The following is a 24,426-nucleotide window of genomic DNA, read 5'->3' as shown; positions in this document are numbered from 1 at the left end:
AAATGGATATCAAACTAAAAGATTTTGAAGGCCCGCTGGACCTGCTGCTCCACCTCGTATCTAAGTACCAGGTGGATATTTATGATGTGCCCATTACAGAGGTCATCGAGCAGTATCTGGCTTATGTGGCTACTTTGCAGGCCATGAAGCTGGAAGTGACGGGCGAGTATATGGTCATGGCCAGCCAGCTCATGCTGATTAAGAGCCGCAAGCTTCTGCCTAAGGTGGCGGATAATGCTGAGCTGGAAGATGATTTAGAGCAAGACCTCTTGAGCCAGATCGAGGAATACCGCAGGTTCAAGCTCTTGGGTGAGAAAATGTCGCTCCAGCATGATGACCGGGCTCTTTATTACTCTAAGCCTAAGCTGGAGCTGGTTTATGAAGATGCTGAGCTCCTGCATGACAAGTCAACGATAGATCTTTTCTTGGCTTTTTCCAAGGTTATCGCCAAGAAGCAAGAGGAGTTTTCTAAGAGCCACACAACCATTGTGCGAGACGAGTATAAGATTGAGGACATGATGGATGTGGTGCGCCAACGCTGTGCTGGTAAGAGCCGTCTGGCTCTGCAGGAGATTTTTGCAGAGACCAAGGACATGAATGAAGTTATTACTCTCTTTCTGGCGACTTTGGAATTGGTCAAGGTGCAGGAAGTGCAAGTCATTCAGGAAGAAAACTTTGGAAATATTTATTTAGTAGGAAGAGGAAATGAGTAAGTTAGCAGAGATTGAAGCCCTGCTTTTTGTGGCGGGAGAAGATGGACTCAAGGTTCATCAATTGGCAGAAATCCTATCTTTGCCGCCGACCGGGGTTATTCAGAGTTTGGAGAAGTTGGCTGAGCAATATGAAGCCAATCCAGACTCCAGTCTGACCCTGCTGGAGACCTCAAAGACATACAAGCTGGTCACAAAGCCTGAGTTTGCTGAGATTCTGCGGGCCTATTCACGGGCACCAATCAATCAAAGTCTGTCGCGGGCAGCGCTGGAGACCTTGTCTATCATTGCCTATAAGCAGCCGATTACAAGGGTGGAAATAGACGACATTCGCGGGGTTAATTCCAGCGGTGCTTTAGCCAAGCTCTTGGCTTTTGAACTGGTTCGAGAGGATGGCAAAAAAGAGGTCATTGGCCGGCCGAATCTCTATGTGACAACGGATTATTTCTTAGACTATATGGGGATCAATCACCTAGATGAACTGCCGATTGTCGAAGAAACAGAGCTAGTTGCTGAAGAAAGCCAGCTCTTTATTGAAAGGACAGATATCGATGAGAATCAATAAATACATCGCTCATGCTGGGATAGCCAGCCGCCGTAAGGCAGAAGAGCTAATCAGGCAGGGGAAGGTCAGTATAAACGGCCAAGTGGTACGAGAACTGGCGACGAACGTCAAGTCTGGCGACCGTGTGGAAGTAGAAGGCCAACCTATCTATAACGAAGAGAAGGTTTATTACCTCCTCAATAAGCCGCGCGGGGTCATTTCCTCTGTCAGTGATGACAAGGGACGTAAGACGGTCGTAGAGCTCTTGCCTCAGGTCAAGGAGCGGATTTATCCGGTTGGTCGTTTGGACTGGGATACTTCTGGCATTCTCATTCTGACCAATGACGGGGACTTTACCGACGAGATGATTCATCCCCGCAATGAGATTGACAAGGTCTATGTGGCGCGTGTCAAAGGATTGGCCAATAAAGAAGTTCTTCGTCCTCTAACTCGTGGTATTGAGATCGAGGGGCGCAAAACTAAGCCAGCGGTTTATGAGATTATCAAGGTTGATCCAGCGAAAAATCGCTCGGTCGTTCAGCTGACCATCCACGAAGGCCGTAACCATCAGGTCAAGAAGATGTTCCAGGCGGTCGGATTGCAAGTAGATAAGCTTTCACGGACTCGATTTGGTCATTTGGACTTAACTGGCCTCAAGCCTGGTGAGTATCGTAAGCTCAATAAAAAAGAAGTCAGCCAGCTGCATACACTGGCTGTAACCAAGACCAAGAAATGATAAAGAAACTGCTTATTGCTCCTGTCCGCTTTTATCAACGCTTCATATCGCCTGCTTTCCCTCCATCTTGCCGCTTTCGGCCCACCTGCTCTAACTATATGATAGAGGCTATCCAGAAGCATGGTGCTAAAGGAGTTTTGATGGGCTTGGCGCGCATTCTCCGCTGTCATCCCTGGTCTCAGCCGGGAGAGGATCCTGTACCAGACCATTTCAGTCTGAGAAGAAATAATTCAAGAAAAAAGTCACACTAGATAAGTATCTAGTGTGACTTTTATATATACCTATATTCTCTGAATATTTCCTATCTTCTAGACCAAGTCTTAGGCAGGAAGAGCAGGAGAATCGGGTATATTTCCAAGCGACCGCCAATCATAGCAAAGGCTAGTAGCAGTTTGGAAAAAGGACTAAAGATAGAAAAATTATCTGTCGTCCCAATCATGGGACCGATATTGTTGAAGCAAGAGAGAACTCCGCTGACAACCGTCATGAGATTGTTGTTATCCAGGCTGACAATGAAAATGAGAGCTAGAATAATCAAGATATAAACGGCTAAGTATTTCAGTACCTTATGTTGAGTATCCTTGTCGATGACCGAACCATTGATATGCAAGGTCAGGACGCGATTAGGTGACAGGGTAGATAGAATCTGATTTTTAGCAATGCGGGAAATGATAATCCCTCGAATGACCTTGAATCCTCCAGCTGTTGATCCAGCCGAGCCCCCGATACACATGAGCAGGAGCAGGATAACCTGAGAAAAGAGTGGCCATTTGACTGTATCGCCATAGCCAAATCCAGTTGTTGTGATGACATTGGCTACCTGGAAGAAGGAAATCTCCATGCTCTTGGCAAAGCCTTGATAGAGGTGGAAGACATTAAAGGCAATCAAGGCTGTGGAAAGAAAGACAATCCAAAGATAGCCTCTAAGCTCTTCATCACCAAAGCAGGCCTTAAACTTGCGAATCAGCAAGTAATAGTAGAGATTAAAGTTGACCCCGAAAGCCAAGACCCCAAAGCTGACCAGATAAGTAATCAGTGAGCTGTTGTAATGGGCAATACCGTCATTGTAAACGGTGAATCCTCCTGTACCAGCTGTTCCCATGGCAATCACAAGGCTGTCAAAGAGCGGCATACCCGCTAGGAAATAAAGCAGGGCAAAGATAGCAAAGAGAGCTAGATAAATGATATAAAGGATCTGGGCCGTACTCTTGAGCTTGGACACAACCTTGCCAAAGACTGGGCCCGGAACTTCTGCTTTCATGACCTCCAAGTGGCCATTTTTAGCATTGTCCATAATAGCTAGGGCAAAGACCAGCACTCCCATTCCTCCGATTAAGTGAGTAAAACTGCGCCAGAAGAGCAGCGAATGAGAGAGAACGCCGACATCGTTGAGAATAGTCGCTCCCGTGGTTGTAAAGCCGGAGCTGACCTCAAAGAAGGCATCGATGATGTCCGGTATCTGACCAGAGAAGACAAAGGGCAGGGCTCCGAAGAAGGACCAGAGAATCCAGCAAAGGGCTACAATCAGTACACCTTCCTTGGCGTAGATATGCAGGTCCTTGGGCTTTAAATAAGAGCCTATGCCACCTAAAACTAGCAGGATAGCCATGGTCGCCCCAATAGAGAGAAAGACCTTTAAAGGTTCACCGTAGATTAGAGCGACGATGATGGGCACGATTAGCAGTGCCGCCTCAATCAGCAGTAATTTTGCCAGCAGGTAGCGAATCATAGATCTATTCATGGGGCCTACCTCGCTAACAGATCGTAAATCTGCGTGATATTTTGCAGCAGAGTGGTTACGACAATTTTATCTCCAACTTGCAGATTGTCATCGCCTGTGGGGAAGATAGCTTTACCTTGGCGGATAATGGCCGCAATCAGGACATCTTTCTTCAGATGAAGCTGAGATAGAGGAATACCAGTCATCTTGTTTTCTTCCTTGATTTGGAACTGCAGGGTCTCGATTTGGCCGTTGGCTACATGGTGCAGAGCTTCTAGGTTAGAGAACTGAGCATTGTAGCGACCGCGGATAAAGTGCATAACCGTATCAACGGCGATACCTTTAGGAGTCACGATGCTGGCAAAGTCTTGGTTATCAATGATTTCCAACAAACTGGTCCGGTTAATCTTGGTGATGTTTTTCTGTACACCTAGATTATTAAGGAACATGGAAGTGATGATATTTTCTTCATCTACACCAGTCAGGGTAGCGATGGCATCAAAGTTATTGGCGCGTTCCTCCAGCAGGATATCCTTGGCAGTACCATCGCCATGGACGACATAGAGATCAGGAAATTCCTGACTGAAAAAGTTTGCCCGCTTGCGGTTGGATTCAATGATTTTGAGCTCAATTTTACTGTTCTTGAGAATATTGAGCAAGTAATAGGCGATCTTGCCAGCCCCGATAATCATCAGGCTCTTAACCACTCTAGGGCGTACCATATTGTGGAATTGAACAATGTCTAGGCGGTTACCTGTTACATAGATCTTGTCCCCAGCCTCCAGAGTGAAGTCGCCGTCAGGGATCTCCAAGTGCCCTTTTCTCTCAATCGCACAGACAATGATATTTCCAAATTTCTTACGGAATTGGGAAATATTCATCTGGCAGAGATTGCTGTCTTCCTTGAGTTTGAACTCCATCAGTGCCACCCGACCATTGGCAAAGTGCTCTACTGACAGGGCGTTAGGGAAGTCAATGATATTAGCGATGTAGCGAGCAGTTAGGAGCTCAGGATTGACCACCAGCGAGAAGCCTAGGATGTTCTTCTCCTTAAAGTAAGGGTTGGAATATTCAGGATTACGCACCCGAACGACGGTTTCCTTAGCCCCCATCCGTTTGGCCAGAACAGCTGAAACCATGTTGACCTCATCATGCTCGGTCATAGAGATGAAGATGTCACAGTGCCCAACATCCGCCTGTTCTAGGATTTTGAAGTTGGCTCCATTGCCAGAAATACCGATAATATCATAGCGTTTGGTAATCTGGTTGAGAACAGCCTCATCCTGCTCAATTAGGATAACATCATGTTTTTCAGCCACTAAGGAGCGACAGAGGGCCGTTCCGACCTTCCCGCCGCCAACAACGATAATTTTCATAAGTTTAGATTCCTCCAAAGTATGTATCTATCATACTCTTTTTTCATTTAAATTTCATCTATAAAATACAGAATAGCTTGCTTATTTATAGAATTCCGAATATTTTTTTACCAAAATGGTATCTTCCTGTGATATTTTTAAAAAAAGTACAACTTTTTGAGCATTTTTTATTGACTTGTAGGCTGAAAGTGTTATACTAAATGAGTACCTTCATTGGTTTACCTCAAACCTGTTGTGATGTAAGTTAATGAAGCCTTAACCACGCTGTTTGCTGAGCTTGACTCCGGGCAGTGTGGCTATTTTTTTATCTAAAGAAAAATACTAGGAAAAATATTCTTATTATGAAAAATCATATCGTTCTTTTTGAGCCTCAGATTCCGCAGAATACCGGCAATATTGCCCGTACTTGCGCCGCGACTAATTCGCCGCTTCACATCATCAAGCCCATGGGCTTTCCCATTGATGACCGCAAGATGAAGCGGGCGGGGCTGGACTATTGGGATAAGCTGGACATCACCTATTATGATAGTTTAGAAGATTTTATGGAGCAGACGGACGGCCGACTTTATCTGATTTCTAAGTTTGCGGAGAAGGTCTATTCTGAGGAAAATTTTGCTGCAGAAAGCTCGCACTATTTTATGTTTGGTCGTGAGGACAAGGGACTACCAGAGGAATTTATGCGCTCTCATCCAGAAAAGGCCCTGCGTATTCCCATGAACGACCAGCATGTCCGCAGCCTCAACGTTTCAAATACAGTCTGTATGATTGTCTATGAAGCCCTGCGCCAGCAGAATTTTGCTGGCTTAGATTTGGTATATGAGTATGAAGCGGATAAGCTGAAGTAGCGGAATGAATGTATCTAAGCAGTAAATTTTCCTGATAGATAGAATACTATTGTTGAAACATTTTTAATTACATCAATCAAATCGCTTGCTCTGGCAGGCTTTTTTTGTTATGATAATGATGTCTTCAGGGCAGGGTGAGATTCCCGACCGGCGGTAATTTTTGGATTGGAATTTTTTTCTCAATGCCAAATCAAGTCCGCGAGCGCAAGCTGATGTGGTGAGATTCCACAACCGACAGTATAGTCTGGAGGGGAGAAGACGAGAGGCAGTGAAGCATTCTTGCCGTTTAATCTTTATTTAAGGGCTGAGCCTTATACTAAATAATCATTAGCTGACAAGCTTTTTTCAGTGGCCTTTCCGGCTTCTCTAATTTTTATAAATTGGAGGAACCTGTGATGACAAATACTCGTAAGTTGGCGATTGTAGCAGTTTTATCTGCTCTATCATTTCTACTCATGCTTTATGAGATTCCCTTGATAACCGAGTTTCTAAAGTTGGATTTTTCAATTATTCCGATTTTACTGGCTTTGGTAGTCTTGGATTTAAAAAGCTCTCTGGCAGTGCTCATGATTCGCTCTGTCTTAAAGCTGGCTTTGAATAATAATGGCGTAGGCACTCTAATCGGTCTACCCATGAATATACTGGCTGTAGCAGTCTTTGTTTGTGCTTTTTCCCTCTTGTGGAAAAAAAGAAAGAGCTTGTTTGACTATGTAAAGGCTTCTTTGGTAGCAACACTTGGTCTAACGATTACTATGATCATTCTAAATGTCATTTATGCTGTGCCTCTCTTTGCAAGGTTTGCAGGTTTTGATATTTATAAAACATACGGTCTTTCCAAGTATCTGCTGACCATGATTGTCCCCTTTAACCTATTAGAAGGAGTGATCTGGGCTCTCGTCTTTTGGCTAATATACAAACTCTTGCAGCCCGTCCTAAAACGCTATGAAAAATAAACAATCTTATCTAACAAAGGGCTCTTTTGCCCTTTTACTTTTCGTCATGCTAGGCTACATGGTCAAGTTTTATCCTGAGCAGCTGACCAGCTTTGACACCCCGATTCAGATCTGGTTGAGGGGAGACTTGCCTGCAGCTTTGACGACTTTTTTCAAACTTGTAACCAGTGTGATTGATCCAGTGGGAATTATCATCTGGGTTTCGGCTCTTGTCCTTTTTTTCCTTTACAAAAAATGGAAGCTGGAAGCTGCCTTGCTGGCGGGAAATCTGGTCTTACATGGGATTTTGATTAAGCTGATTAAACTCGTTTACCAAAGAAGTCGGCCCAGTATTTCGCATTTGGTCAAAGAGGGCGGTTACTCTTTCCCTAGCGGACATTCCATGGCGACAGCTATTGTTGTTGGGACCTTGATTATCATTGTCCAGCAACGGATTCAAAACCAAAAAATCAAGCGCTTGGTGCAAGCTTTGCTCTTGCTCTTTATCTTCACGATTATGGCATCCAGAGTCTATCTGGGCGTGCACTACCCGACAGATGTAATAGGAGGAGCCTTGATGGGCTTTGCCATTCTCAATATCGAATTTCCCTTTTATGACAAGCTGCGCTTTCAGTGGCGTTTCAAGGGAAAGCAGAAATAGCGTTTACTTTGATAAGAATAATCAATAAGAACAGAGTTACAGAGTCGAAAAATCATCTATGGCATAATTCTTGAGTTTTAGAATTCAAACTTAGTTTTGGATTTACAGTTATCATACACTGGCCGTTAAAAAATGAGTTATAATTGAATTGTTGAAAAACACCAAATAAACATGGTAAGTAGTTCATTTGGTGTTTTTTTTTAGTTTTAAGCATTTTGCATAATATCTTGAATAGATAGATTGCAAAGTGATTTGAATTTTTTAGAAAAGACTTCAGGAGATTCTGGAATTGCTTGTGTAATCCATGACTTTATAATTGATAGAGTATAATTAACAAGTAATTCTTCAGTAAACTCTTTAGATAAACCCATTTTACTAGACAGTTGAATGTTTTGGCTGATCCAAGTCTTATATTGTTTCTTTAAAAAAAGTTCCCAATTAGGATCAGCTGCAGTTGAATAAAGATATTTTAGCCAGATTCTATTCTCATAAATTAATGGTATTATTTCAGAAGCAAGGAAATCAATAAAAAGAGCATTATCGGATCCATTTGAACCTGGTACAAAATCTAGCATTTTTGACATTATTCGTTCGTCAATGTCATGATGAATAGCTTCAATTATTTCGTTAGGAGAGTTGAAATGATTTTTATAGATTGTTTGTCTCGCTATACCTGCTTCTTCTGCAATCTCAGAAAAAGAAAAGTTAGATTTATCAGGATATTTTTCAGAAAGTCGAAAGAAAGCAGTGATAATATTTTCTCGCGTATCTTTGGTCATTGCCGTTATTCTCCTTGTCAGTCAATATGTAGCCTAGTACTTCTATTTGTTATTATTAAAAAATTATTTTAGTCTAAGTATAATTAATTAGATTCAATACTAACAAAAAAATTACAGTTTGTAAAAAATTTTCTAAATTGTTTTTGATTATTCTGTAAAAGCGAGATATTTTGGCTACATTTTGTAAATTTTTGGTACTGGAAGCAGTATAATGAAAATGTTATTATGTAATTTATAGTGTGTCTATGCTCTTTATCAAATTGGGAAATGTTTTCTAAAAGAGTATATGACTGGAAGAATCTTTAGGAATAGAAAGAGCTTTGAACAAATGAGACATAGTCATGAATAAATTAGAAAATATATCTGTAAAAAAACTGTTAGTTCAACTAATTATTCCCTCATTAGTTACAGCAATAGTAAGTGGGTCTTATAATTTAGTTGATGGCATATTCATTGGACAGACCTTAGGGCTTGAGGGGAATTCCGCTAATACATATACATTTATGATATACGCTTTGGTCTATGCTTTTTCAGCTCTAGCAAGCGAAGGAACAGCATCCTTGTTGACAATCTCACTTGGCAAAAAGGATTACAAAAATGCCCGATTAATTTTAGATTCCTCTATCCAAGTTTCTTTAATTTTATCAATTCTACAGTCGATACTTTTGTGGTTTTCCTTAGAAGGCTTATTGATTATTTTTGGGGCACCACAAGAACTGTATCATTATGTTAAGGAATTTTGCCTTACATTTCTTATTGGGTCACCTATATATTTTGTCTCACACACTCTTTTGTACTGTTTGCGGGCTCAAGGTAAGATTAAAGAAGTTTTACATATCAATGCTATTTCATTTCTTGTGAATGCAGGGACTGGTGCAGTTCTAATTCTTGTATTTCATACTGGTTTTTTTGGATCAGCTTTATCTACAGTTCTGGCTAATCTTGCTGCACTTATCTTGACATTCAGAGAGTACACTGGAAAATCTAACGATTTAAAAATGGATTTGAAGAGCTTATTATTTATTGATAAAAAGCTTATCAATAAAATTATTGCAATGGGGTTGCCATTCTTTCTTACAACGGTCATATCTGTGATATTACTGATATTATATAATAGGGTTGCTTTTGATTATGCAGGTACTTATGGTATTGCTGCTTTATCTATAACTTCTTCAATCTATCGCTATATTATTTCTTTGATGAATGCTATTACAAATGGAGTTCAGCCTGTAATTAGTTTTAATTATGGTGCAAAAAATTATAGTAGAATAAAGCAATCACTTAGTCTTTCACTAATAATCAGCACAATTTTTTCTCTGTGCTTGTTCCTTGTAATTCAAATTTTTGCAGCGCAAATAGCTACACTGTTTAATTCAAGCGATCCGAAATTTATAAAGTTTTCTAGTACAGCCTTAAGACTTGTTATGATTTCGTTACCTGTACAAGGAATTATAAATATCGGAACTAACTATTTTCAATATATTTCTTTCTCGCGGATATCTACTTTTTTAGTTATTCTGAGACAGATCATTTTTCAAATACCTTTAGCGTTATTTTTACCAATTTTGTTTGGAATAACTGGTCTGTGGTCCTCTTATTTTATTTCAGATTTTTTGATACTTGTGATTATAATGTTTTGGCTAAAATTTATGATGACTAAATTAAGAAAAATTATGGAGGCATAAAATGACCTATATAGAGACGTGTAATTCTTTTAAACGATATAAATCAGGAGACAGCGAGATTGTCGCTAATAATAATATCAATTTCAAAATAGATAAGAGAGACGATGTATATCTATAAAGAGATAATTTAATTTTATCTATTCTAGGTTTTGTAGTAAATTTCCGTTTAAAAAATGTAAACATGTTAGAAGCATTAAAATCTGTAGATTGATTATATTTTGTTTTATATATTTTTTGAGTATAATTATATCCCTTTTTCTTTATGGAAGAAGGGATTTTTCGAGTTACTGCCGGATTTTGTGGTAGAATGGAATGTATAAAAACTTATAACTTCTTAAACCTTTATTATTGGAAGTTTTTTAGAGAGTTAGCTAATCAATAAAGCTGTAGAAGTAAGTTTCGATTGCTTCTATCTTAGGAACGATCTTGCCATGGACTGAAGGTTAAGGAGGCTTTATATCTATAAGTGGAATGGAAGTTGCTCGGAAATGATATGAGTACATCATCAATGAAAGAGGCTTTATAATATAGCTTCTAAATCGAAGGATAGTGTTCTGGCCTTTTTGATCCACTTTGTAAAAAGGAGGGCCATTTCCGTTTTGAATCAAGAAATCATACAGGCAGTTTTATCCCTTATTGATAGCATTCCCTCTGGGCGCGTGGCGACCTATGGTCAGATTGCTCGTTTGATTGGACGGCCAAAAAATGCCCGCTTGGTGGGAAAGATTCTCAGTCAGTCGGAGCTTTATGACGGCAAGCATCCTTGCCATCGGGTGGTCAATGCAGCAGGGCGTCTCACACCTGGTTGGGAAGACCAGAAACACTTGCTCTGGGCGGAGGGAGTGGACTTGAAGACTAATGGCTGTGTGGATTTGAAAGTCTATTTGTGGGAGCGGTGATTTCCTTCTTTCTTTGTGAAAGAGGGAATTTTTGTTTCTAAGCTATTTTTTGTGGTAGAATGAAAGGTATGAAATCTTACAATTCTTTGAATGATTATTATCGCAAACTTTTTGGTGAAAAAACTTTTAAGGTGCCCATTGATGCGGGCTTTGACTGTCCCAATCGGGATGGTACGGTAGCGCATGGAGGCTGTACTTTTTGTACCGTTTCGGGCTCTGGTGATGCTATTGTGGCACCAGATGCGCCCATCCGCGAGCAGTTTTACAAGGAAATTGATTTTATGCACCGCAAGTGGCCAGATGTTCGTAAGTATCTGGTCTATTTCCAGAACTTCACTAATACTCATGAGAAGCTTGAAGTGATCCGTGAGTGGTATGAGCAAGCCATAAACGAGCCAGGTGTCGTTGGACTCAATATCGGAACTCGGCCGGACTGTTTGCCTGATGAGACCATTGCCTACTTGGCTGATCTGTCTGAGCGTATGCATGTGACTATAGAGCTGGGCCTTCAGACTACCTATGAGGAGACCTCGGACCTCATCAATCGTGCCCATTCTTATGAGCTCTATGTGGAGACGGTCCAGCGAGTTCGTAAGCTGGCTCCCAAGGCGGAGATTGTCTCTCACTTGATCAATGGCCTGCCGGGCGAGACCCATGAGATGATGCTGGAGAATGTCCGTCGCTGTGTGACGGACAATGACATTCAGGGAATCAAGCTCCACTTGCTTCACTTGATGACCAATACCCGCATGCAGCGGGATTATCATGAGGGGCGACTGCAGCTGCTCAGTCAGGAGGAGTATGTCTCCGTCGTCTGCGACCAGCTGGAGATTATCCCCGAGCATATCGTCATCCACCGAATCACAGGCGATGCTCCGCGAGATATGTTGATTGGCCCTATGTGGAGCCTCAATAAATGGGAAGTTCTCAATGCCATCGAGGCAGAAATGCGTCGCCGTGGCAGCAGGCAAGGCTGTAAAGCAAAGGAGCAGAGATTCGTATGTTAAGACCCTTACAGATGGCCCATGCCTTTTTGGCAGAAGTGGTGACCAAGGAAGATATCGTGGTGGATGCTACTATGGGGAATGGGCACGACACCCTCTTTCTGGCTAAGTTGGCCAAGCAGGTCTATGCTTTTGACATTCAGGAGCAGGCTGTGGAAAAGACCCGCCAAGGCTTGGCGGAAGCGGATTTGGACAATGCTCAGCTAATCTTGGCTGGCCATGAGACCCTGGACCAATACACAGACCATTTCAAGGCTGCTATTTTTAATCTTGGCTACCTGCCTTCGGCGGACAAGTCTGTCATTACCCGACCAGATACGACGCTGGAAGCTTTGGAAAAGGTCTGTTGGGGCTTAGAAAAAGGCGGCCGCGCAGCTATCATGATTTACTACGGGCATGAAGGTGGCGAAGTTGAAAAAGATGCGGTCCTAGACTTTGTCAGTCAACTGCCTCAGCAGGATTTCACTGTTGCCCTCTACAAGACCATCAATCAGATTAATAATCCGCCTTTTTTGGTCATGATTGAAAAATTGAGAGAAGGAACTTGAGATACAATAAGGATACAGAGAGAAAAGCCAGATAATAGGAGCTTTCAGTACTGTATCCTTATTTTTTAAATCGTGAAAATCGAATAATCAGGTCTAAATGAAGATAATTAAGGTGTGTGTAAATTTAAAATCTTATATTTTCTTACATAGAAGATATAAGACTTTTGACATTTTTCAGTTTATATGATAATCTATGACTATAAAAACAAAAAACGTCACAATGTTTTTAGGAGGAAGTTATGGCTACTGCTTTTACTGCTGAAGAAAAAGAAGTAATTAGAAAGAAATTACATAAAGTTGCAAAGGAATGCCTTCAAAGATATGGGGTTAAGAAAACCACAGTTGACCAAATGGCAGCAATGGTGGATATCTCCAAAGGTTCTTTTTATAATTTTTATTCTTCAAAGGAAATGTTATTTTTTGCGGTCTTAGAAGAATATCAAATAGATGTTATGAATCACCTGACAGAACAATTAGGTATGGAAGTCAAGATAGATACAAATCGTCTTGTACAGTTACTTTATGATTTTTATCAAGATTTTCGCTATTCATTTATGTATACCATATTTAAAAATCATGAAATGGAATTACTCATAAGAAAATTGCCGAAAGAGGCGATAACAAATCATCATCTGATAGATGATAGGATGGTAAAAAAAATTGTATCCCGAATCAATATTAGAGAAAATGTATCGGTAGAAATCGTCTCTGCTTTATTTAGAACGATTGCTATGACTATATTACACATCGAGGAAATCGGTGAAGAACAATTTGATACTACATTGAAGTTAGTCATACAAGGAATTGTTGAGCAAATTACTAAGGAGGATAGGTAATGGTGAAAGAAGCAATTAGAACCGCAAACCTTTCTAAAAGATATGGAACAAAAAATGTTGTCAACAACTTGAATCTATCAATAAAACCTGGTGAAATAGTAGGGTTTTTAGGACTGAATGGTGCAGGGAAAACAACGACGATGAGAATGATGCTAGGATTGATAAAATCTACATCAGGAGAATGCTATATTCAAGGAAAAAAGTTAGATCTGAATAATTTAGAACTTCGAAACGAAATAGGTTATATTATTGAGACGCCTTATTCTTATCCGGATTTAACGGTGAGAGAAAATTTAGAAATCGTTGGTAAATTAAGAGGGGTTAATAAAGATAATATTGACTGGGTAATTGAAAAATTAAAACTAAAGCAATATGAACATAAACAGGAGAAGCATCTTTCTTTAGGAAATGTTGCGCGTTTAGGAATTGCAAAAGCGATTATTCATAAACCTAAAATTCTAATTCTTGATGAGCCGACAAATGGATTAGATCCTTTTGGAGTTATTGAAGTGAGAGAACTGTTAAAGGAATTGGCGAATCATCTAGGTACAACTGTTCTTATTTCAAGTCATAATCTAGAGGAAATATCTAAAATTGCTACTAGGATAGTCATTATACATGAGGGCAGACTTATAAGAGAAGTTGAAAGCAATGAATTAGAGCAGTACTTAGAAAAGAAGTTACTAGTAAGTGGTTCTAATAATAAGGCTATGAAAGAAGTATTATCTAACCAGGGCTATCATGTAAACATTCAATCAGACACAGAAAATAATATCAATTTCTTAGAACTAATTGATACAAAATCTGTGGAATGCCCGGAAGATGTTGCTACATTGCTAGTCAATGCAGGTTATCCACCTAAATCACTGATTGTTGAAAAAGAAGATTTAGAGCATTATTTCTTAAGAATACTGAATGACTATAATGGAGGAATCTCGAATGAAAAAGCTTAGTTCCTGTATTTTAATTGAATGGAGAAAGTTAATAAAATCAAAACTTTCCATCGTAACTGCTTGTTCTATCTGTTTAGTTCCTTTTATTGTTGGCTTGTTTGCAACTATGATGAAATATCCAGAGAATTTCAAAAATCTTGGTTTGATTTCTGCAAAAATGGAAATGATGAGGATAACAGATTGGTCGTCATACTTAATGACCATATCACAAGTCATTTCTGTTGGGGGATTGCTCATTTTTGGATTTACAGCATCTTGGGTTTTTGGTAGAGAATATTCTGATAAAACGATGATTGACCTATTAGCACTCCCGATAAGAAGAGATACAATCGTATTATCCAAGTTTATCGTTATCGCTCTATGGAGCTATATTCTATCAATTTTTGCACTTTTATTGGGATTATTAGCTGGCAATCTGATTGGACTTGAAGGCGGTAGCTTAACGGTGATTTTCAAAGGTGTACTTACTTTTGGTTTTTGTACTACTCTTACAATCATACTCTCTACTCCAGTAGCTCTTTTTGCTTGTTTAGGCCGGGGATATTTGTCACCATTGGCATTTATCATTTTTACTATTATTTTTTCTCAGCTTGGTTCTGCTCTTAACTTTGGGAAATACATTCCATGGGCAATTCCTGCACTCGCAAGTGGTATTGCAGGAAAAGCACTATTGAATTTTGGGAGCATTGTCAGTTTATTTGGGGTAAGTATTCTAGGTCTTATCGCAACAATAGCTTGGTGGAGGTATGCTGATTACGATTAAAATGAAGTGATGAAAATGCTAATAACACAAAACTAAGTCTTATTCATTTCCATTCAAAACAACCCCTCCTGTTCAGATTGAAAAACAAGAGGGGTTATATTATGACAATCGAAAGTTTTGGGGGAGAGGGGACTATGTGAATATCGTTGGCCTAAATGAAAAGATAGTTTCTAATATACGTGATTGGGAAAAAATGACCTTGTCTTTGATAAGTTAAGTGTCAAACCGTTCTCAGATGGCAGTTTTAGAATAAGATAAAAGCCTGTTTTTACGGGCATTAGTCAAACGAACATAGCATTGCCCCGAGCAATGTTCAGCGAACTTCTTTAGACGTCGCTGGAGGGAAATTGCATATAGCCGGTGTACAAGTTACCTGTTTTCACGGGTGGTTATGACTTCTCAAAATAAGCAAAAAAGCAGTAAACCTTTGTGATTTACTGTTTCTCAAATCGTTATATTCAATTATACAAACTGAGATTTAGATTTTAACCCTTAAGGAAAATAAAATGAGCTATTCTCCTGAAGCATGTTCTATAATATTATGGTTTAATGCAGAGTGTAGCTATATAGTCATTTCCATAACGTGATAATCTATGTCTTTTGTCACACGATTCATAAAAATCTATCATAGCGAGACCATTTTTAAGTTGTCCTCTAATCTGACTTTCTAAGGTATGGCTAAATTCATATCCATATTCTGGATTTATGATTATCTTGCCTTCCTCTTCAAGCTCTTTTGAATTAAAAGGTATTGAAAACTTTAAAAGTAATTCCTCATCAGGCTTGTCCCATACAATGTCAGCATCATACATGTATATCCAAGGGTTCATAAATCCGACCATTAACAGTCCTCCCTTTTTCAATACTCGAGAGGCTTCTTTATACATATTTTCTAAATCTTCTATATATACATTTGAAACTGGATTAAAAATAATATCAAAGGTTTCATTTTCAAATGGAAATGATTTTGTCATATCGCCTTGAATTGTATTGATTTTTAATCCTTCTCTTTTAGCAACCAACTCATCTCTTTCTAATTGTGATTTAGAAAAATCCATTATGGTGACATCATAACCTTTTGCAGCAAAAACGGGTCCCTGCTGTCCACCACCACAAGCTAAACCTAATATCCTTTTTCCGTTGGCTTTTTCAAACCATTCTGTTGGAACTTTTTTCCCAACAGTTAATGCAACAGAAATTGGATTATTTTTAACTTCTTCTAATTCTTCATGTGTCAATGGCTCAGTATAGTCATTTTTTACATTATTCCATCTATCTTCATTTAATTTTATATAATTGTTCATCTTATAATTTCCACGTAATTTTATATTATTTCGATTTAAGTTGAATAGGTTGCCATTACATTTTTCTCACCTCTACAAATTTCTAATTTCTTGAACTATTTTAATCTTGCTTTAATTTTTAATTTTTATTTTATTTGAAACTTTAATTTGTTATGTTTCAAATACAGCACTTTTATAAATTTACAATCTCTTTTCATGTATCAATTTATGTTCTTTGCTGTTCATATAATCTTTATGTTTATGATTATGATTATGCTTTTCCTCTAATATAAAATGACTATGCTCATGTTCATGCGTGATAATATGAGTATGTGTTTTCCCATCATGCGTGTGAACAATTATGTGAGAATGACTATGACTGTGACGTTTAACCATTGTATCATATGCAACAATTACGCTGCCGATTATCATAAAAACAAGACCAATGAAATATACCAAAGTAAGTTTTTCTCCATTTACTATAAATGCTAAAAAAGTTCCTACAAACGGAGCTACAGCATAATATGCACTAGTTTTTGTAGCACCTAAATCTCTTTGTGCTCTGATATACATAAAAATACTGAGCCCATATGCCACAAATCCAAGTAGCAAAGCAGCCATTATATATTTCATTTCAGGAATTCTTTCTCCCAAAATAAGGGCGACTATAAATGCACCGCTACCAGAGAAAAAACCTTTTAGTAAAACAATCTCATAAGTACTTTTATCTGAAATTTTTCTAGTGCAGTTATTTTCAAGTCCCCAACAGCAAGTTGCCAGTATAACAAACAATGAACCTAATGAAAACTTGAAACTTTCAGCCCCTTCAAATGAAAGAACTATACTTGATATTGTGATAAATCCAATAGCAATCCACAACTTTGATGTTACTTTCTCCTTAAATATCAAAAGAGCAATAATTGTTGTTGCTACAATTTCAAAGTTACCTAGCAGTGAAGCATTTGAGGCTGAACCAATATTTATACCAATCATAAGGGATATAGGTGCCGCAATATCAAGGACAATCATTCCAACAGTATAAGGTAAATCTGCCTTATTTAACTTTTCATACTTTTCTTCGACTTTCCTATGAAACAAGTACATAATACCTACACCTGTTCCAGCTCCCAAATATAGAAAAGATGCCATCAATGTCGGTGGAATCTTATTTAAAAGCACTTTAGAAAATGGTGTATTTATTGCATAAAAAATAGCCGCAAGCAATGCTAAAATTACCGCTATAAATTTTCTGCTTTTATCCATATTTAATAAATCAACTCCTTTTAGATAAATTCTCAATTTAACGCACTGTAGATGATCCTCATTTCACATGCTACATCTGAAATGCTGTTATCCAAAAACATATTCCGGCTATAAGTGAAATCGGAGTCATAACATATTTTTCTTTCTTACTTTTTGAAATCATGTTCATAATCGTATTCAAGGATAGGTAAGCGGCAAAGAAGAAACAAATATATTTAGTAACCTTGAAAGACAGCCACAGGGGAATAAAACCTCCGGATTGCAAAATAATGATCACGGCAAAAATTTGAATAGCTACCGAAATGACTGCCGCAAGTCTAAATTTCTTAGGTAAGATTTTATGTTGTCCACCCATTGTATATTCGCCCAAAGGCAGACCGCAAGCAACAAGAACTGTCATAATTGCTATAATTCCAAATAATACTGCACCTGATATTGAAAACATAAATCACTATCCTCCCTTCGCAAAATACAAAAAATTTTAATTACAAATTCAACTTTGTGTCACTTAACAATCCTATAAAATTATAAGGAATTCTTGTCAAGTGTTCAAGTTTTATAGTTTTTTCTCAAGCTGGTCTGTTGATTTCCCTTTTCCTTTGTTCTTCCACCAATCGCTCAGGTCGACTAAGGATTGAGCGGCGGAAGGGATGAGAAGGAGGACATAGATATAGACATACTGGCTCTTGGTTTCCCAGAAGAAGTGGAAGAGGCCGCCCCCCAAGAGAAAGATGAAGGGATAGAGGTCAAAAGGCGTTAGCTTTTCCTCGGCGACGAAAAATTTATGCAGGATAAAGAAACAGGAGAGCAGATAGATACTAGCTAGCAGGGTTAAGAGCAGGAAATTAACAATCTGATAACCTTTTCTTTCCTCATAAATGCTGCGCAGGACAGCCGGCTTCATATATTGCTGGCGCTCAATCTGAGGCCCAGTCCAAATAGACTGAAAAGTCGGCTCAGTCCAGGTCGACTTGACCTTTTCGTAGAAGAATTTGAGCGCATAAGCAGGATGCTTACTGAAGTGAATCAAAATATCCTTCAAATCCCGAGTGGCCATTTCTGTAGCCAAATTTTCATCATATTTGTTTCGCTTGAGAATCTTGGTATTGTAGGCATCGTACCAGCCTCCTAAGGTCTGCCGATTGGGATCATCCCGCAGGCCCATAGTGATGTAGGCGATTTTTGGGGTACCGACACCAATCTTGCCCCCAATCAGCTGCTCATAGTAGGCCGTCAGACCCTTATTTGAAAGAAGGATGCCAGCTAAAATCAGGATGATGGCTAAGGGTTTCTTCCAAGACCATTTGTAAAAGATGGACAGGAAGCAGACTCCAATCAGCATAATGGCAAAGATGATGTAGTTGTTGCGCAGGAGGCAGGCCAGACTGATGCTAGCGGCTCCCAGCAAGGCATAGAGCAGGTTTCCTTTCTGATCCAGCTTGATAAAAGCATAGAGACTGAGCAGACAGAAGAAGAGCCCGGGAATGGTACCGTAGACAAAGAGGATGAAAAAGAGCTGTGGTAAAAAGAGAAAGGTCAGTAGAATCGTGTATTTCTGAATCATTTCTCTGGCATTGAGCAGGGCAGTAATCTTGTAAATCAAGAAATGACTGAGTAAAGTCCAGACGACATTCATGCTAAAGGCAAATTGAGTCGTCGGAGAAATAAAAGCATAAAGTCGCTCCAGAGTCATCAGTCCTAACTGATGGGGATTACGATACATGTAGCTTCCGACGGTTGTCAGCGAGCTGTAATCTCCTCGGTTAAAGGCTAGGGCTGCATTGAAAACGTGCTTGGCGTCAGCTCGGATGCGGCCATCGTAGGCCGTTATCAGAAAAATCGCTGCTGCTATAAAGATGAGGGACAGAAACCAAAAAAGATGCTTGGTCTGAACCTTTTCCAACAGAGGCCGGATTAAAAAGAGGCTGAGGAGAAAGAGTAAGAGTATAGGGTAGAAATACCAAGGATTACTGACGAATTGGACTCCTTCTGCAATCCTCAAAGGGATGTAAGTGTGGGACAGCAGAATCTGCCCAGACAGGAAAAGCAAAGCAATCGCAGTCATGGTCAGAATAAGGAAGTAGCCCAGATTGAAGATGGTATTAGAAAATTGCTTCATGAGGACCTGACCTCCACCTTGACGAAATAGCGGTCTTCTCCCAGCTCAATCAGCTCGACTGGCTGAGGATAGAAGCGATCCATGACTTCTTTTTGAAGAATGTTTTCTTTAGGACCTTGAGCTATGATTTCACCTTCTTTTAGGAGCAGGACATGATCCATAGCAGCAGTGATTTCCTCTACATGGTGGGTGACATAGAGGATGGTTGGAGCCTGATTCATCTGTGTAATCTTACCAATCTGATCCAGCAGACGCTCGCGGGCAAAGAGATCCAGACCGCTGGTCGCTTCGTCTAAGATAAGCAGTTCTGGCTTTTCCATGAGACTGCGCGCAATCAGCAAGAGCTGTTTCTCCCCTTGAGACAGACTGGCGTAGCTTCGGCCAATCAAATCTTGTCCACCAATGGAGGCCAGCATTTCCCTAGCTTGGTTCAGCTCTTCTTGTCCGTAAGGAGCGTAGAGAATACTGCTTTTATACTTGCCTGTCAGGACGATTTCTTCGGCACTGAGATGGCTGGGTAGTCGTTCAGAAATGAAGGAGCCGACTACTCCAATCTTAGTTCGCAGCTGAGGAATGTCGCCGGCACCAAATTCAGTACCGAGAACTGTTACCTTGCCCTGGGTCTTCCAATGTTCAGCCATGAGCAGGCGCAGGAGAGTAGACTTTCCAGAACCGTTGAGGCCGAGGATGGCCCAATGCTCTCCCTTTTTCACCTGCCAGTTGAGATCTTTTAAGATGGTTCGGCCTTGTTTAGCCAAGCTTACATTTTCCAGTTTGATAATCTTTTCCATTTTTACTCTTTCTTTCGTTAAATCTCCTTTATTATAACAAAATTTATGGTAAAATAACTGATAGGAGGAGTCAAATGTTTCATAAAAGTAAGCTGATGTTTTGGACCAGCGAGGTCCTTTTGCTAACGATTATCTTCTTTATCTGGCGCCAGATGGGGGATATGATAACCCCGATTGTTAGCGTTGTGAATACAATCTTGATTCCCTTTCTTGTGGGAGGATTCCTTTACTATATCACCAATCCGCTGGTGAAATTTCTCCAGGAGAAGCTCAAAATCAACCGAATGATTGGGATTCTGATTACGCTCAGCCTTTTGTTTGGCTTAATTGCTTTGGGCGTTATTTATCTCTTGCCGATTTTGATTAATCAGCTGAGCAGCTTAATTAATTCCACACAAGGCCTTTATTGGGAAATTCAAAGTTTTGTCAATCAATTGTCTAAAAATCCGCTCTTTCGAAATCTGAATATCCAGTCCACTATCCAGCAGCTCAACCTGTCTTATGTGGATATTCTGCAGAATATTCTCAACAGTGTGACCAACAGTCTGGGCAGCGTTCTGTCGGCAGTTGTCAATACGCTGATGATTTTGATTATGACGCCGATTTTCTTGGTTTACTTCCTCATGGACGGCCATAAGCTTTTGCCCATGCTGGAGCGGACAGTCCTCAAGCGCGATAAGCTCAATATCTCTAGCTTGCTGACCAATCTCAATGCTACTGTTGCCCGCTATATCAGCGGAATTTCAATCGATGCCCTGATTATTGGTGCTCTGGCTTATATTGGCTATAGCGTGATTGGACTCAAGTACGCTTTGGTCTTTGCTATTTTCTCCAGTCTTGCTAATCTGATTCCTTATGTAGGACCGAGTATCGGCTTGATTCCCATGGTCATTACGTATGCCTTTACCGATCCTCAGAAGATGGTGGCGGCCTTGATTTACATGCTGATTATCCAGCAGGTAGATGGGAATATCCTCTATCCCCGTATCGTTGGTGGTGTGATGAAAGTCCATCCCATTACTATCATGGTGCTCTTGCTTCTATCCAGCAATATCTATGGCGTTCTAGGGATGATTGTGGCAATCCCGACCTATTCTATCCTCAAAGAAATCGCCAAGTTCTTGGCCAATCTCTATGACAATCACAAGGATGCCCAGCAGCAGAAGAAGAACGAAGAATTTGGGATTATTAATAAATAAGGATGAGTTTGGTAATCGATTGATTCCAGAGTCTCAAGATTAGAAAATAAGACGGAAGGAAGGCCTTCCGTCTTATTTTCATTTCCTGTGCACTAAATTTAAAAATATGATATAATCAGATTTACTTATACATTTCGAGGAGAAAGAATCAATGGAAGACCCTGGCAGTCAGAATATGTTATGGCAAGCCTTACTACTGTTTATATTGACTTTGTTAAATGCCTTTTTCTCAGCTGCTGAGATGGCAATGGTATCGCTCAATCGGGCGCGTGTGGAGCAAAAGGCTGAAGAGGGCGACCTCAAGTATATCCGGCTCTTAGCTGTCTTAGAGAGCCCCAATAACTTCTTATCAACTATTCAGGTTGGGATTACGGTTATCAATATCCTGTCTGGGGCCAGCTTTGCGGATAATCTGGGAAAACTTTTCTCTTCTTGGATGGGAAATTCCGAGACTGCACGTGCTATCGGAACTTTCTTGGCTCTGATTTTGCTGACATATATTTCAATTGTTTTGGGTGAGCTTTATCCTAAGCGTATTGCCATGAACCTGAAAGACAATCTAGCTGTGCGGGCTGCACCGGTCATTATCTTTCTTGGCAAGATTGTCAGCCCCTTCGTCTGGTTGCTGTCAGCATCAACCAACCTGCTGAGCCGGATAACGCCGATGAAGTTTGATGATGCAGACGAAAAGATGACCCGGGACGAGATTGAGTATATGCTGACTAAGAGCGAAGAGACCTTGGATGCGGACGAAATTGAGATGCTGCAGGGGATTTTCTCTCTGGATGAGCTGATGGCGCGTGAACTGATGGTGCCACGGACGGATGCCTTTATGGTAGACATTCAGGACGACACCAAGGAAATCATCGAAAGCATTCTCAAACAGAGCTTCTCGCGGATTCCCGTCTATGATGGAGACAAGGACAATGTCATCGGTCTGATTCATACCAAGCGACTGCTTAATGAAGGATTCGTCAATGGTTTTGACAATATCGTTCTGCGCAAGATTCTTCAGGAGCCGCTCTTTGTACCGGAAACTATGTTTGTCGATGATTTGCTCAAGGAGCTGCGCAATACGCAAAATCAAATGGCGATTCTCTTGGATGAGTATGGTGGTATGGCTGGTCTGGTCACACTGGAAGACCTCTTGGAGGAGATTGTCGGTGAGATTGACGATGAGACTGACAAGGCTGAAATCGAAGTCCATGAAATCGGTGAGAATACCTACATTGTTTTAGGAACCATGACCCTCAATGACTTTAATGAATACTTTGAAGTCGAAATCGAAAGCGACGATGTGGATACGATTGCTGGTTATTACTTGACTTGTGTAGGGACTATTCCAGATCCGAAAGAACGCATTAGCTACGAAGTCGAAAGCCAAAATAAGCAACTCATTTTAACCAATGACAAGGTAAAAAATGGCCGTGTTACGAAGGTTAAGGTTGAAATTTCAGAAATTGTTGAAGAAGCAGAAAAGGCTGAGAAATAAACTCAGCCTTTTAAGTTTCCTTCAAGTTTTTTATAAGTCTGTCTTAAGTTTTTGGGATTATACTAATAGCATCAAAATAGAAATGAGGACAGTCCAATGACATCTAAAGTTACCCTATATGATAAGCAAGTATTGACATTCTCACAGGCGCAAAAGTAGGAAAGGAAGTAATAAGAATCAGTAAATTTTAAAAAGCAGCAGAAACCCTTAACTAATTTTTTCATATAAATCTCCTAAAACAAGTATAAAGAAATTTTGAGGCTCTTTGTCGCTCCAAAACAAAGCAGCCTTAGACTACTCAGAAAAGAAACCACCTCAGCCAGCTGGTGACCTGCACCCCAAAAGTTAGACAGAAAAAATCTAACTTTTGGGGTGTTTTATTATGAAATTGAGTTATGAAGATAAAGTTCAGATCTATGAACTAAGAAAGCAAGGACAAAGCTTCAAGCAGCCTTCAGGATTATCAAGGCTAAATCTCGTGATAATTCTCGGACGCCTATGCAGTGGGATGATTCAGTCAATGCAGGTTTTACAACAGGAACTCCATGGCTGAAGGTGGGCAAATCCTATCCTCTTATCAATGTGGAAAATGAAATCAAGGGACCAATCTTTACCTTTTATCAGAAATTGATTGCCTTGCGTAAGGAACTGCCTATCATCGCAGAGGGCAGCTATCAGCCAGCCTATGAGGACAGTCCTCAGGTCTATGCCTTTGAGCGGGAGTGGCAAGGACAAAAGCTTTTAGTCCTTAACAACTTCTATGCTGATCCGATTACGGTGGACATCCTGCCAGATTATCAAAATGGTCAGGTTCTCCTATCCAATTACGGCAAGACTCAGATTGACCATGTGATGACCCTGCAGCCATACGAAACCTTGGCAATCTTAGTAGGGGAAAACTAAAGTCTCGAAAGAATCTGGAAAAAATTCCAGATTCTTTTTTATGTGTTGGGCCAGCCTAGACAAGTATTTTTCTGAAGAGAGAGAAAGTAATACAGAATTTTGAGAAAGCCTTTGCAAAATTTGATTCTTTTCTTTATGATAAATTGTAAAATATAGTGCAACAAAAAACCCATAGGTTCTCAAATCGTGTAAACTGTAAGTAACCACACAAACAGACACAAGGAGATCCTATGGGCTACTTACATATTACCATAATTGATCGGCTAAAGATAGAAGCATATCTTGAAGCAGGTTTTAATCTGTCCTATATTGCAACTAAGTTAGGTTTTCACCGTTCATCAATTAGCCGAGAAATCAAACGGTGTCCAAATAAATATTCTGCCGA

Annotated in this window: 25 protein-coding genes, 2 pseudogenes and 1 riboswitch; of the genes and pseudogenes, 19 read left to right on the top strand and 8 right to left on the bottom strand. The window is 40.0% G+C overall.

Annotated elements, in window-relative coordinates; all coding sequences use genetic code 11:
• Window positions 1-2: 2 nt before the first annotated feature.
• Genes D8877_RS09485 through yidD form a run of 4 tightly spaced genes read left to right on the top strand, consistent with a single transcriptional unit; the run spans window position 3 to window position 2,241 of the window.
• Complete coding sequence (locus tag D8877_RS09485; protein ID WP_002905143.1) at window positions 3-713, top strand: segregation/condensation protein A; 711 nt, start codon at window positions 3-5, stop codon at window positions 711-713.
• Window positions 706-1,275, top strand: a complete 570-nt coding sequence (gene scpB, locus D8877_RS09480) for an SMC-Scp complex subunit ScpB (RefSeq protein ID WP_002894610.1) — start codon at window positions 706-708, stop codon at window positions 1,273-1,275. Before D8877_RS09485 ends, scpB begins: the two co-directional genes overlap by 8 nt.
• Entirely contained in the window at window positions 1,262-1,990 is a 729-nt protein-coding gene (locus D8877_RS09475) for a pseudouridine synthase (protein ID WP_125353167.1), read from the top strand. Before scpB ends, D8877_RS09475 begins: the two co-directional genes overlap by 14 nt.
• The gene (yidD, locus tag D8877_RS09470) at window positions 1,987-2,241 is read left to right on the top strand and encodes a membrane protein insertion efficiency factor YidD (protein WP_072074428.1); all 255 of its coding nucleotides are present in this window, start codon (window positions 1,987-1,989) and stop codon (window positions 2,239-2,241) included. The genes D8877_RS09475 and yidD overlap by 4 nt, the downstream gene beginning before the upstream one ends.
• A gap of 50 nt (window positions 2,242-2,291) precedes the next feature.
• On the opposite strand, the gene D8877_RS09465 is transcribed toward yidD, so the two are convergent.
• Both D8877_RS09465 and trkA read right to left on the bottom strand, forming a co-directional pair.
• Window positions 2,292-3,731 carry a TrkH family potassium uptake protein gene (locus D8877_RS09465; protein ID WP_125353164.1) on the bottom strand — a complete coding sequence of 480 codons (1,440 nt, stop codon included), beginning with the start codon at window positions 3,729-3,731 and terminating at the stop codon, window positions 2,292-2,294.
• Between the two features lie 5 nt (window positions 3,732-3,736).
• Window positions 3,737-5,086: a Trk system potassium transporter TrkA gene (gene trkA / locus D8877_RS09460; protein ID WP_125353162.1), complete on the bottom strand. Its 1,350-nt coding sequence runs from the start codon at window positions 5,084-5,086 to the stop codon at window positions 3,737-3,739.
• Window positions 5,087-5,427: 341 nt separating this feature from the next.
• Here trkA and D8877_RS09455 point away from each other — a divergent pair, with 341 nt between their 5' ends.
• The 3 genes from D8877_RS09455 to D8877_RS09445 all read left to right on the top strand — a co-directional run bounded on the left by D8877_RS09455 (window position 5,428) and on the right by D8877_RS09445 (window position 7,524).
• Window positions 5,428-5,931, top strand: coding sequence for a tRNA (cytidine(34)-2'-O)-methyltransferase (locus D8877_RS09455; RefSeq protein WP_185760213.1), 504 nt, complete (start codon window positions 5,428-5,430; stop codon window positions 5,929-5,931).
• A 116-nt stretch (window positions 5,932-6,047) separates the two neighbouring features.
• Window positions 6,048-6,195: riboswitch (FMN riboswitch) on the top strand.
• A gap of 131 nt (window positions 6,196-6,326) precedes the next feature.
• Window positions 6,327-6,884: an ECF transporter S component gene (locus D8877_RS09450; protein WP_125353193.1), complete on the top strand. Its 558-nt coding sequence runs from the start codon at window positions 6,327-6,329 to the stop codon at window positions 6,882-6,884.
• Window positions 6,874-7,524: a phosphatase PAP2 family protein gene (locus D8877_RS09445; RefSeq protein WP_125353157.1), complete on the top strand. Its 651-nt coding sequence runs from the start codon at window positions 6,874-6,876 to the stop codon at window positions 7,522-7,524. The genes D8877_RS09450 and D8877_RS09445 overlap by 11 nt, the downstream gene beginning before the upstream one ends.
• Window positions 7,525-7,730: 206 nt before the next feature.
• On the opposite strand, the gene D8877_RS09440 is transcribed toward D8877_RS09445, so the two are convergent.
• Window positions 7,731-8,303 (bottom strand): TetR/AcrR family transcriptional regulator, encoded by a 573-nt coding sequence (locus tag D8877_RS09440; protein WP_125353155.1) that lies wholly within the window; start codon window positions 8,301-8,303, stop codon window positions 7,731-7,733.
• Window positions 8,304-8,644: 341 nt separating this feature from the next.
• On the opposite strand from D8877_RS09440, the gene D8877_RS09435 reads away from it, so the two are divergent.
• From D8877_RS09435 to D8877_RS09400, 7 genes are all read left to right on the top strand, one after another.
• Complete coding sequence (locus D8877_RS09435; RefSeq protein ID WP_125353153.1) at window positions 8,645-9,988, top strand: MATE family efflux transporter; 1,344 nt, start codon at window positions 8,645-8,647, stop codon at window positions 9,986-9,988.
• A 599-nt stretch (window positions 9,989-10,587) separates the two neighbouring features.
• Entirely contained in the window at window positions 10,588-10,887 is a 300-nt protein-coding gene (locus D8877_RS09425; RefSeq protein WP_185760212.1) for an MGMT family protein, read from the top strand.
• A 59-nt stretch (window positions 10,888-10,946) separates the two neighbouring features.
• Entirely contained in the window at window positions 10,947-11,894 is a 948-nt protein-coding gene (mnmL, locus tag D8877_RS09420) for a tRNA modification radical SAM protein MnmL/YtqA (RefSeq protein ID WP_125353151.1), read from the top strand.
• Window positions 11,888-12,439 carry a tRNA 5-(aminomethyl)-2-thiouridylate-methyltransferase MnmM gene (mnmM, locus tag D8877_RS09415; protein ID WP_002905895.1) on the top strand — a complete coding sequence of 184 codons (552 nt, stop codon included), beginning with the start codon at window positions 11,888-11,890 and terminating at the stop codon, window positions 12,437-12,439. The genes mnmL and mnmM overlap by 7 nt, the downstream gene beginning before the upstream one ends.
• A gap of 239 nt (window positions 12,440-12,678) precedes the next feature.
• Window positions 12,679-13,275 (top strand): TetR/AcrR family transcriptional regulator, encoded by a 597-nt coding sequence (locus tag D8877_RS09410; protein ID WP_002909111.1) that lies wholly within the window; start codon window positions 12,679-12,681, stop codon window positions 13,273-13,275.
• A complete protein-coding gene (locus tag D8877_RS09405) occupies window positions 13,275-14,228 on the top strand; it encodes an ABC transporter ATP-binding protein (protein ID WP_002909117.1) in 954 nt (317 codons plus the stop codon). Before D8877_RS09410 ends, D8877_RS09405 begins: the two co-directional genes overlap by 1 nt.
• Complete coding sequence (locus D8877_RS09400) at window positions 14,215-14,991, top strand: ABC transporter permease (protein ID WP_002909118.1); 777 nt, start codon at window positions 14,215-14,217, stop codon at window positions 14,989-14,991. Before D8877_RS09405 ends, D8877_RS09400 begins: the two co-directional genes overlap by 14 nt.
• Before the next feature lie 539 nt (window positions 14,992-15,530).
• Here D8877_RS09400 and D8877_RS09395 read toward each other — a convergent pair.
• From D8877_RS09395 to D8877_RS09375, 5 genes are all read right to left on the bottom strand, one after another.
• The gene (locus D8877_RS09395; RefSeq protein WP_002909119.1) at window positions 15,531-16,295 is read right to left on the bottom strand and encodes a class I SAM-dependent methyltransferase; all 765 of its coding nucleotides are present in this window, start codon (window positions 16,293-16,295) and stop codon (window positions 15,531-15,533) included.
• Window positions 16,296-16,475: 180 nt separating this feature from the next.
• Window positions 16,476-17,537 carry a DMT family transporter gene (locus D8877_RS09390; protein WP_002909120.1) on the bottom strand — a complete coding sequence of 354 codons (1,062 nt, stop codon included), beginning with the start codon at window positions 17,535-17,537 and terminating at the stop codon, window positions 16,476-16,478.
• A 70-nt stretch (window positions 17,538-17,607) separates the two neighbouring features.
• Entirely contained in the window at window positions 17,608-17,982 is a 375-nt protein-coding gene (locus D8877_RS09385) for a hypothetical protein (protein ID WP_125353149.1), read from the bottom strand.
• Window positions 17,983-18,093: 111 nt separating this feature from the next.
• Entirely contained in the window at window positions 18,094-19,656 is a 1,563-nt protein-coding gene (locus tag D8877_RS09380) for a glycosyltransferase family protein (protein WP_125353146.1), read from the bottom strand.
• Complete coding sequence (locus tag D8877_RS09375; RefSeq protein ID WP_125353144.1) at window positions 19,653-20,447, bottom strand: ABC transporter ATP-binding protein; 795 nt, start codon at window positions 20,445-20,447, stop codon at window positions 19,653-19,655. The genes D8877_RS09380 and D8877_RS09375 overlap by 4 nt, the downstream gene beginning before the upstream one ends.
• A 74-nt stretch (window positions 20,448-20,521) precedes the next feature.
• On the opposite strand from D8877_RS09375, the gene D8877_RS09370 reads away from it, so the two are divergent.
• The 5 genes and pseudogenes from D8877_RS09370 to D8877_RS09355 all read left to right on the top strand — a co-directional run.
• Window positions 20,522-21,646: an AI-2E family transporter gene (locus D8877_RS09370; RefSeq protein ID WP_125353142.1), complete on the top strand. Its 1,125-nt coding sequence runs from the start codon at window positions 20,522-20,524 to the stop codon at window positions 21,644-21,646.
• Window positions 21,647-21,797: 151 nt separating this feature from the next.
• Window positions 21,798-23,138 carry a hemolysin family protein gene (locus D8877_RS09365; RefSeq protein WP_125353140.1) on the top strand — a complete coding sequence of 447 codons (1,341 nt, stop codon included), beginning with the start codon at window positions 21,798-21,800 and terminating at the stop codon, window positions 23,136-23,138.
• A gap of 382 nt (window positions 23,139-23,520) precedes the next feature.
• A pseudogene (locus D8877_RS12340) lies at window positions 23,521-23,616 on the top strand (transposase); the annotation flags it as partial.
• Window positions 23,583-24,041: pseudogene (locus D8877_RS09360) on the top strand (alpha-amylase family glycosyl hydrolase); the annotation flags it as partial. The pseudogenes D8877_RS12340 and D8877_RS09360, both read left to right, overlap by 34 nt.
• Window positions 24,042-24,271: 230 nt before the next feature.
• On the top strand, window positions 24,272-24,426 hold a 155-nt coding region (locus D8877_RS09355), incomplete at its 3' end, for a helix-turn-helix domain-containing protein (protein WP_142998690.1).

The sequence above is a fragment of the Streptococcus sanguinis genome (genome assembly GCF_003943735.1).
GTDB classification, from domain to species: domain Bacteria; phylum Bacillota; class Bacilli; order Lactobacillales; family Streptococcaceae; genus Streptococcus; species Streptococcus sanguinis_E.
The sequence above is the reverse complement of the archived record's forward strand: the minus strand, read 5'-3'. Positions and strand labels throughout refer to the sequence as shown.

Bases quoted from the DNA above. Each gene is read 5' to 3' on its own strand.
- D8877_RS09485 (WP_002905143.1), top strand. From the start codon at position 3: ATGGATATCAAACTAAAAGATTTTGAAGGCCCGCTGGACCTGCTGCTC.
- scpB (WP_002894610.1), top strand. From the start codon at position 706: ATGAGTAAGTTAGCAGAGATTGAAGCCCTGCTTTTTGTGGCGGGAGAA.
- D8877_RS09475 (WP_125353167.1), top strand. From the start codon at position 1,262: ATGAGAATCAATAAATACATCGCTCATGCTGGGATAGCCAGCCGCCGT.
- yidD (WP_072074428.1), top strand. From the start codon at position 1,987: ATGATAAAGAAACTGCTTATTGCTCCTGTCCGCTTTTATCAACGCTTC.
- D8877_RS09465 (WP_125353164.1), bottom strand. From the start codon at position 3,731: ATGAATAGATCTATGATTCGCTACCTGCTGGCAAAATTACTGCTGATT.
- trkA (WP_125353162.1), bottom strand. From the start codon at position 5,086: ATGAAAATTATCGTTGTTGGCGGCGGGAAGGTCGGAACGGCCCTCTGT.
- D8877_RS09455 (WP_185760213.1), top strand. From the start codon at position 5,428: ATGAAAAATCATATCGTTCTTTTTGAGCCTCAGATTCCGCAGAATACC.
- D8877_RS09450 (WP_125353193.1), top strand. From the start codon at position 6,327: ATGACAAATACTCGTAAGTTGGCGATTGTAGCAGTTTTATCTGCTCTA.
- D8877_RS09445 (WP_125353157.1), top strand. From the start codon at position 6,874: ATGAAAAATAAACAATCTTATCTAACAAAGGGCTCTTTTGCCCTTTTA.
- D8877_RS09440 (WP_125353155.1), bottom strand. From the start codon at position 8,303: ATGACCAAAGATACGCGAGAAAATATTATCACTGCTTTCTTTCGACTT.
- D8877_RS09435 (WP_125353153.1), top strand. From the start codon at position 8,645: ATGAATAAATTAGAAAATATATCTGTAAAAAAACTGTTAGTTCAACTA.
- mnmL (WP_125353151.1), top strand. From the start codon at position 10,947: ATGAAAGGTATGAAATCTTACAATTCTTTGAATGATTATTATCGCAAA.
- mnmM (WP_002905895.1), top strand. From the start codon at position 11,888: ATGTTAAGACCCTTACAGATGGCCCATGCCTTTTTGGCAGAAGTGGTG.
- D8877_RS09410 (WP_002909111.1), top strand. From the start codon at position 12,679: ATGGCTACTGCTTTTACTGCTGAAGAAAAAGAAGTAATTAGAAAGAAA.
- D8877_RS09405 (WP_002909117.1), top strand. From the start codon at position 13,275: ATGGTGAAAGAAGCAATTAGAACCGCAAACCTTTCTAAAAGATATGGA.
- D8877_RS09400 (WP_002909118.1), top strand. From the start codon at position 14,215: ATGAAAAAGCTTAGTTCCTGTATTTTAATTGAATGGAGAAAGTTAATA.
- D8877_RS09395 (WP_002909119.1), bottom strand. From the start codon at position 16,295: ATGAACAATTATATAAAATTAAATGAAGATAGATGGAATAATGTAAAA.
- D8877_RS09390 (WP_002909120.1), bottom strand. From the start codon at position 17,537: ATGGATAAAAGCAGAAAATTTATAGCGGTAATTTTAGCATTGCTTGCG.
- D8877_RS09385 (WP_125353149.1), bottom strand. From the start codon at position 17,982: ATGTTTTCAATATCAGGTGCAGTATTATTTGGAATTATAGCAATTATG.
- D8877_RS09380 (WP_125353146.1), bottom strand. From the start codon at position 19,656: ATGAAGCAATTTTCTAATACCATCTTCAATCTGGGCTACTTCCTTATT.
- D8877_RS09375 (WP_125353144.1), bottom strand. From the start codon at position 20,447: ATGGAAAAGATTATCAAACTGGAAAATGTAAGCTTGGCTAAACAAGGC.
- D8877_RS09370 (WP_125353142.1), top strand. From the start codon at position 20,522: ATGTTTCATAAAAGTAAGCTGATGTTTTGGACCAGCGAGGTCCTTTTG.
- D8877_RS09365 (WP_125353140.1), top strand. From the start codon at position 21,798: ATGGAAGACCCTGGCAGTCAGAATATGTTATGGCAAGCCTTACTACTG.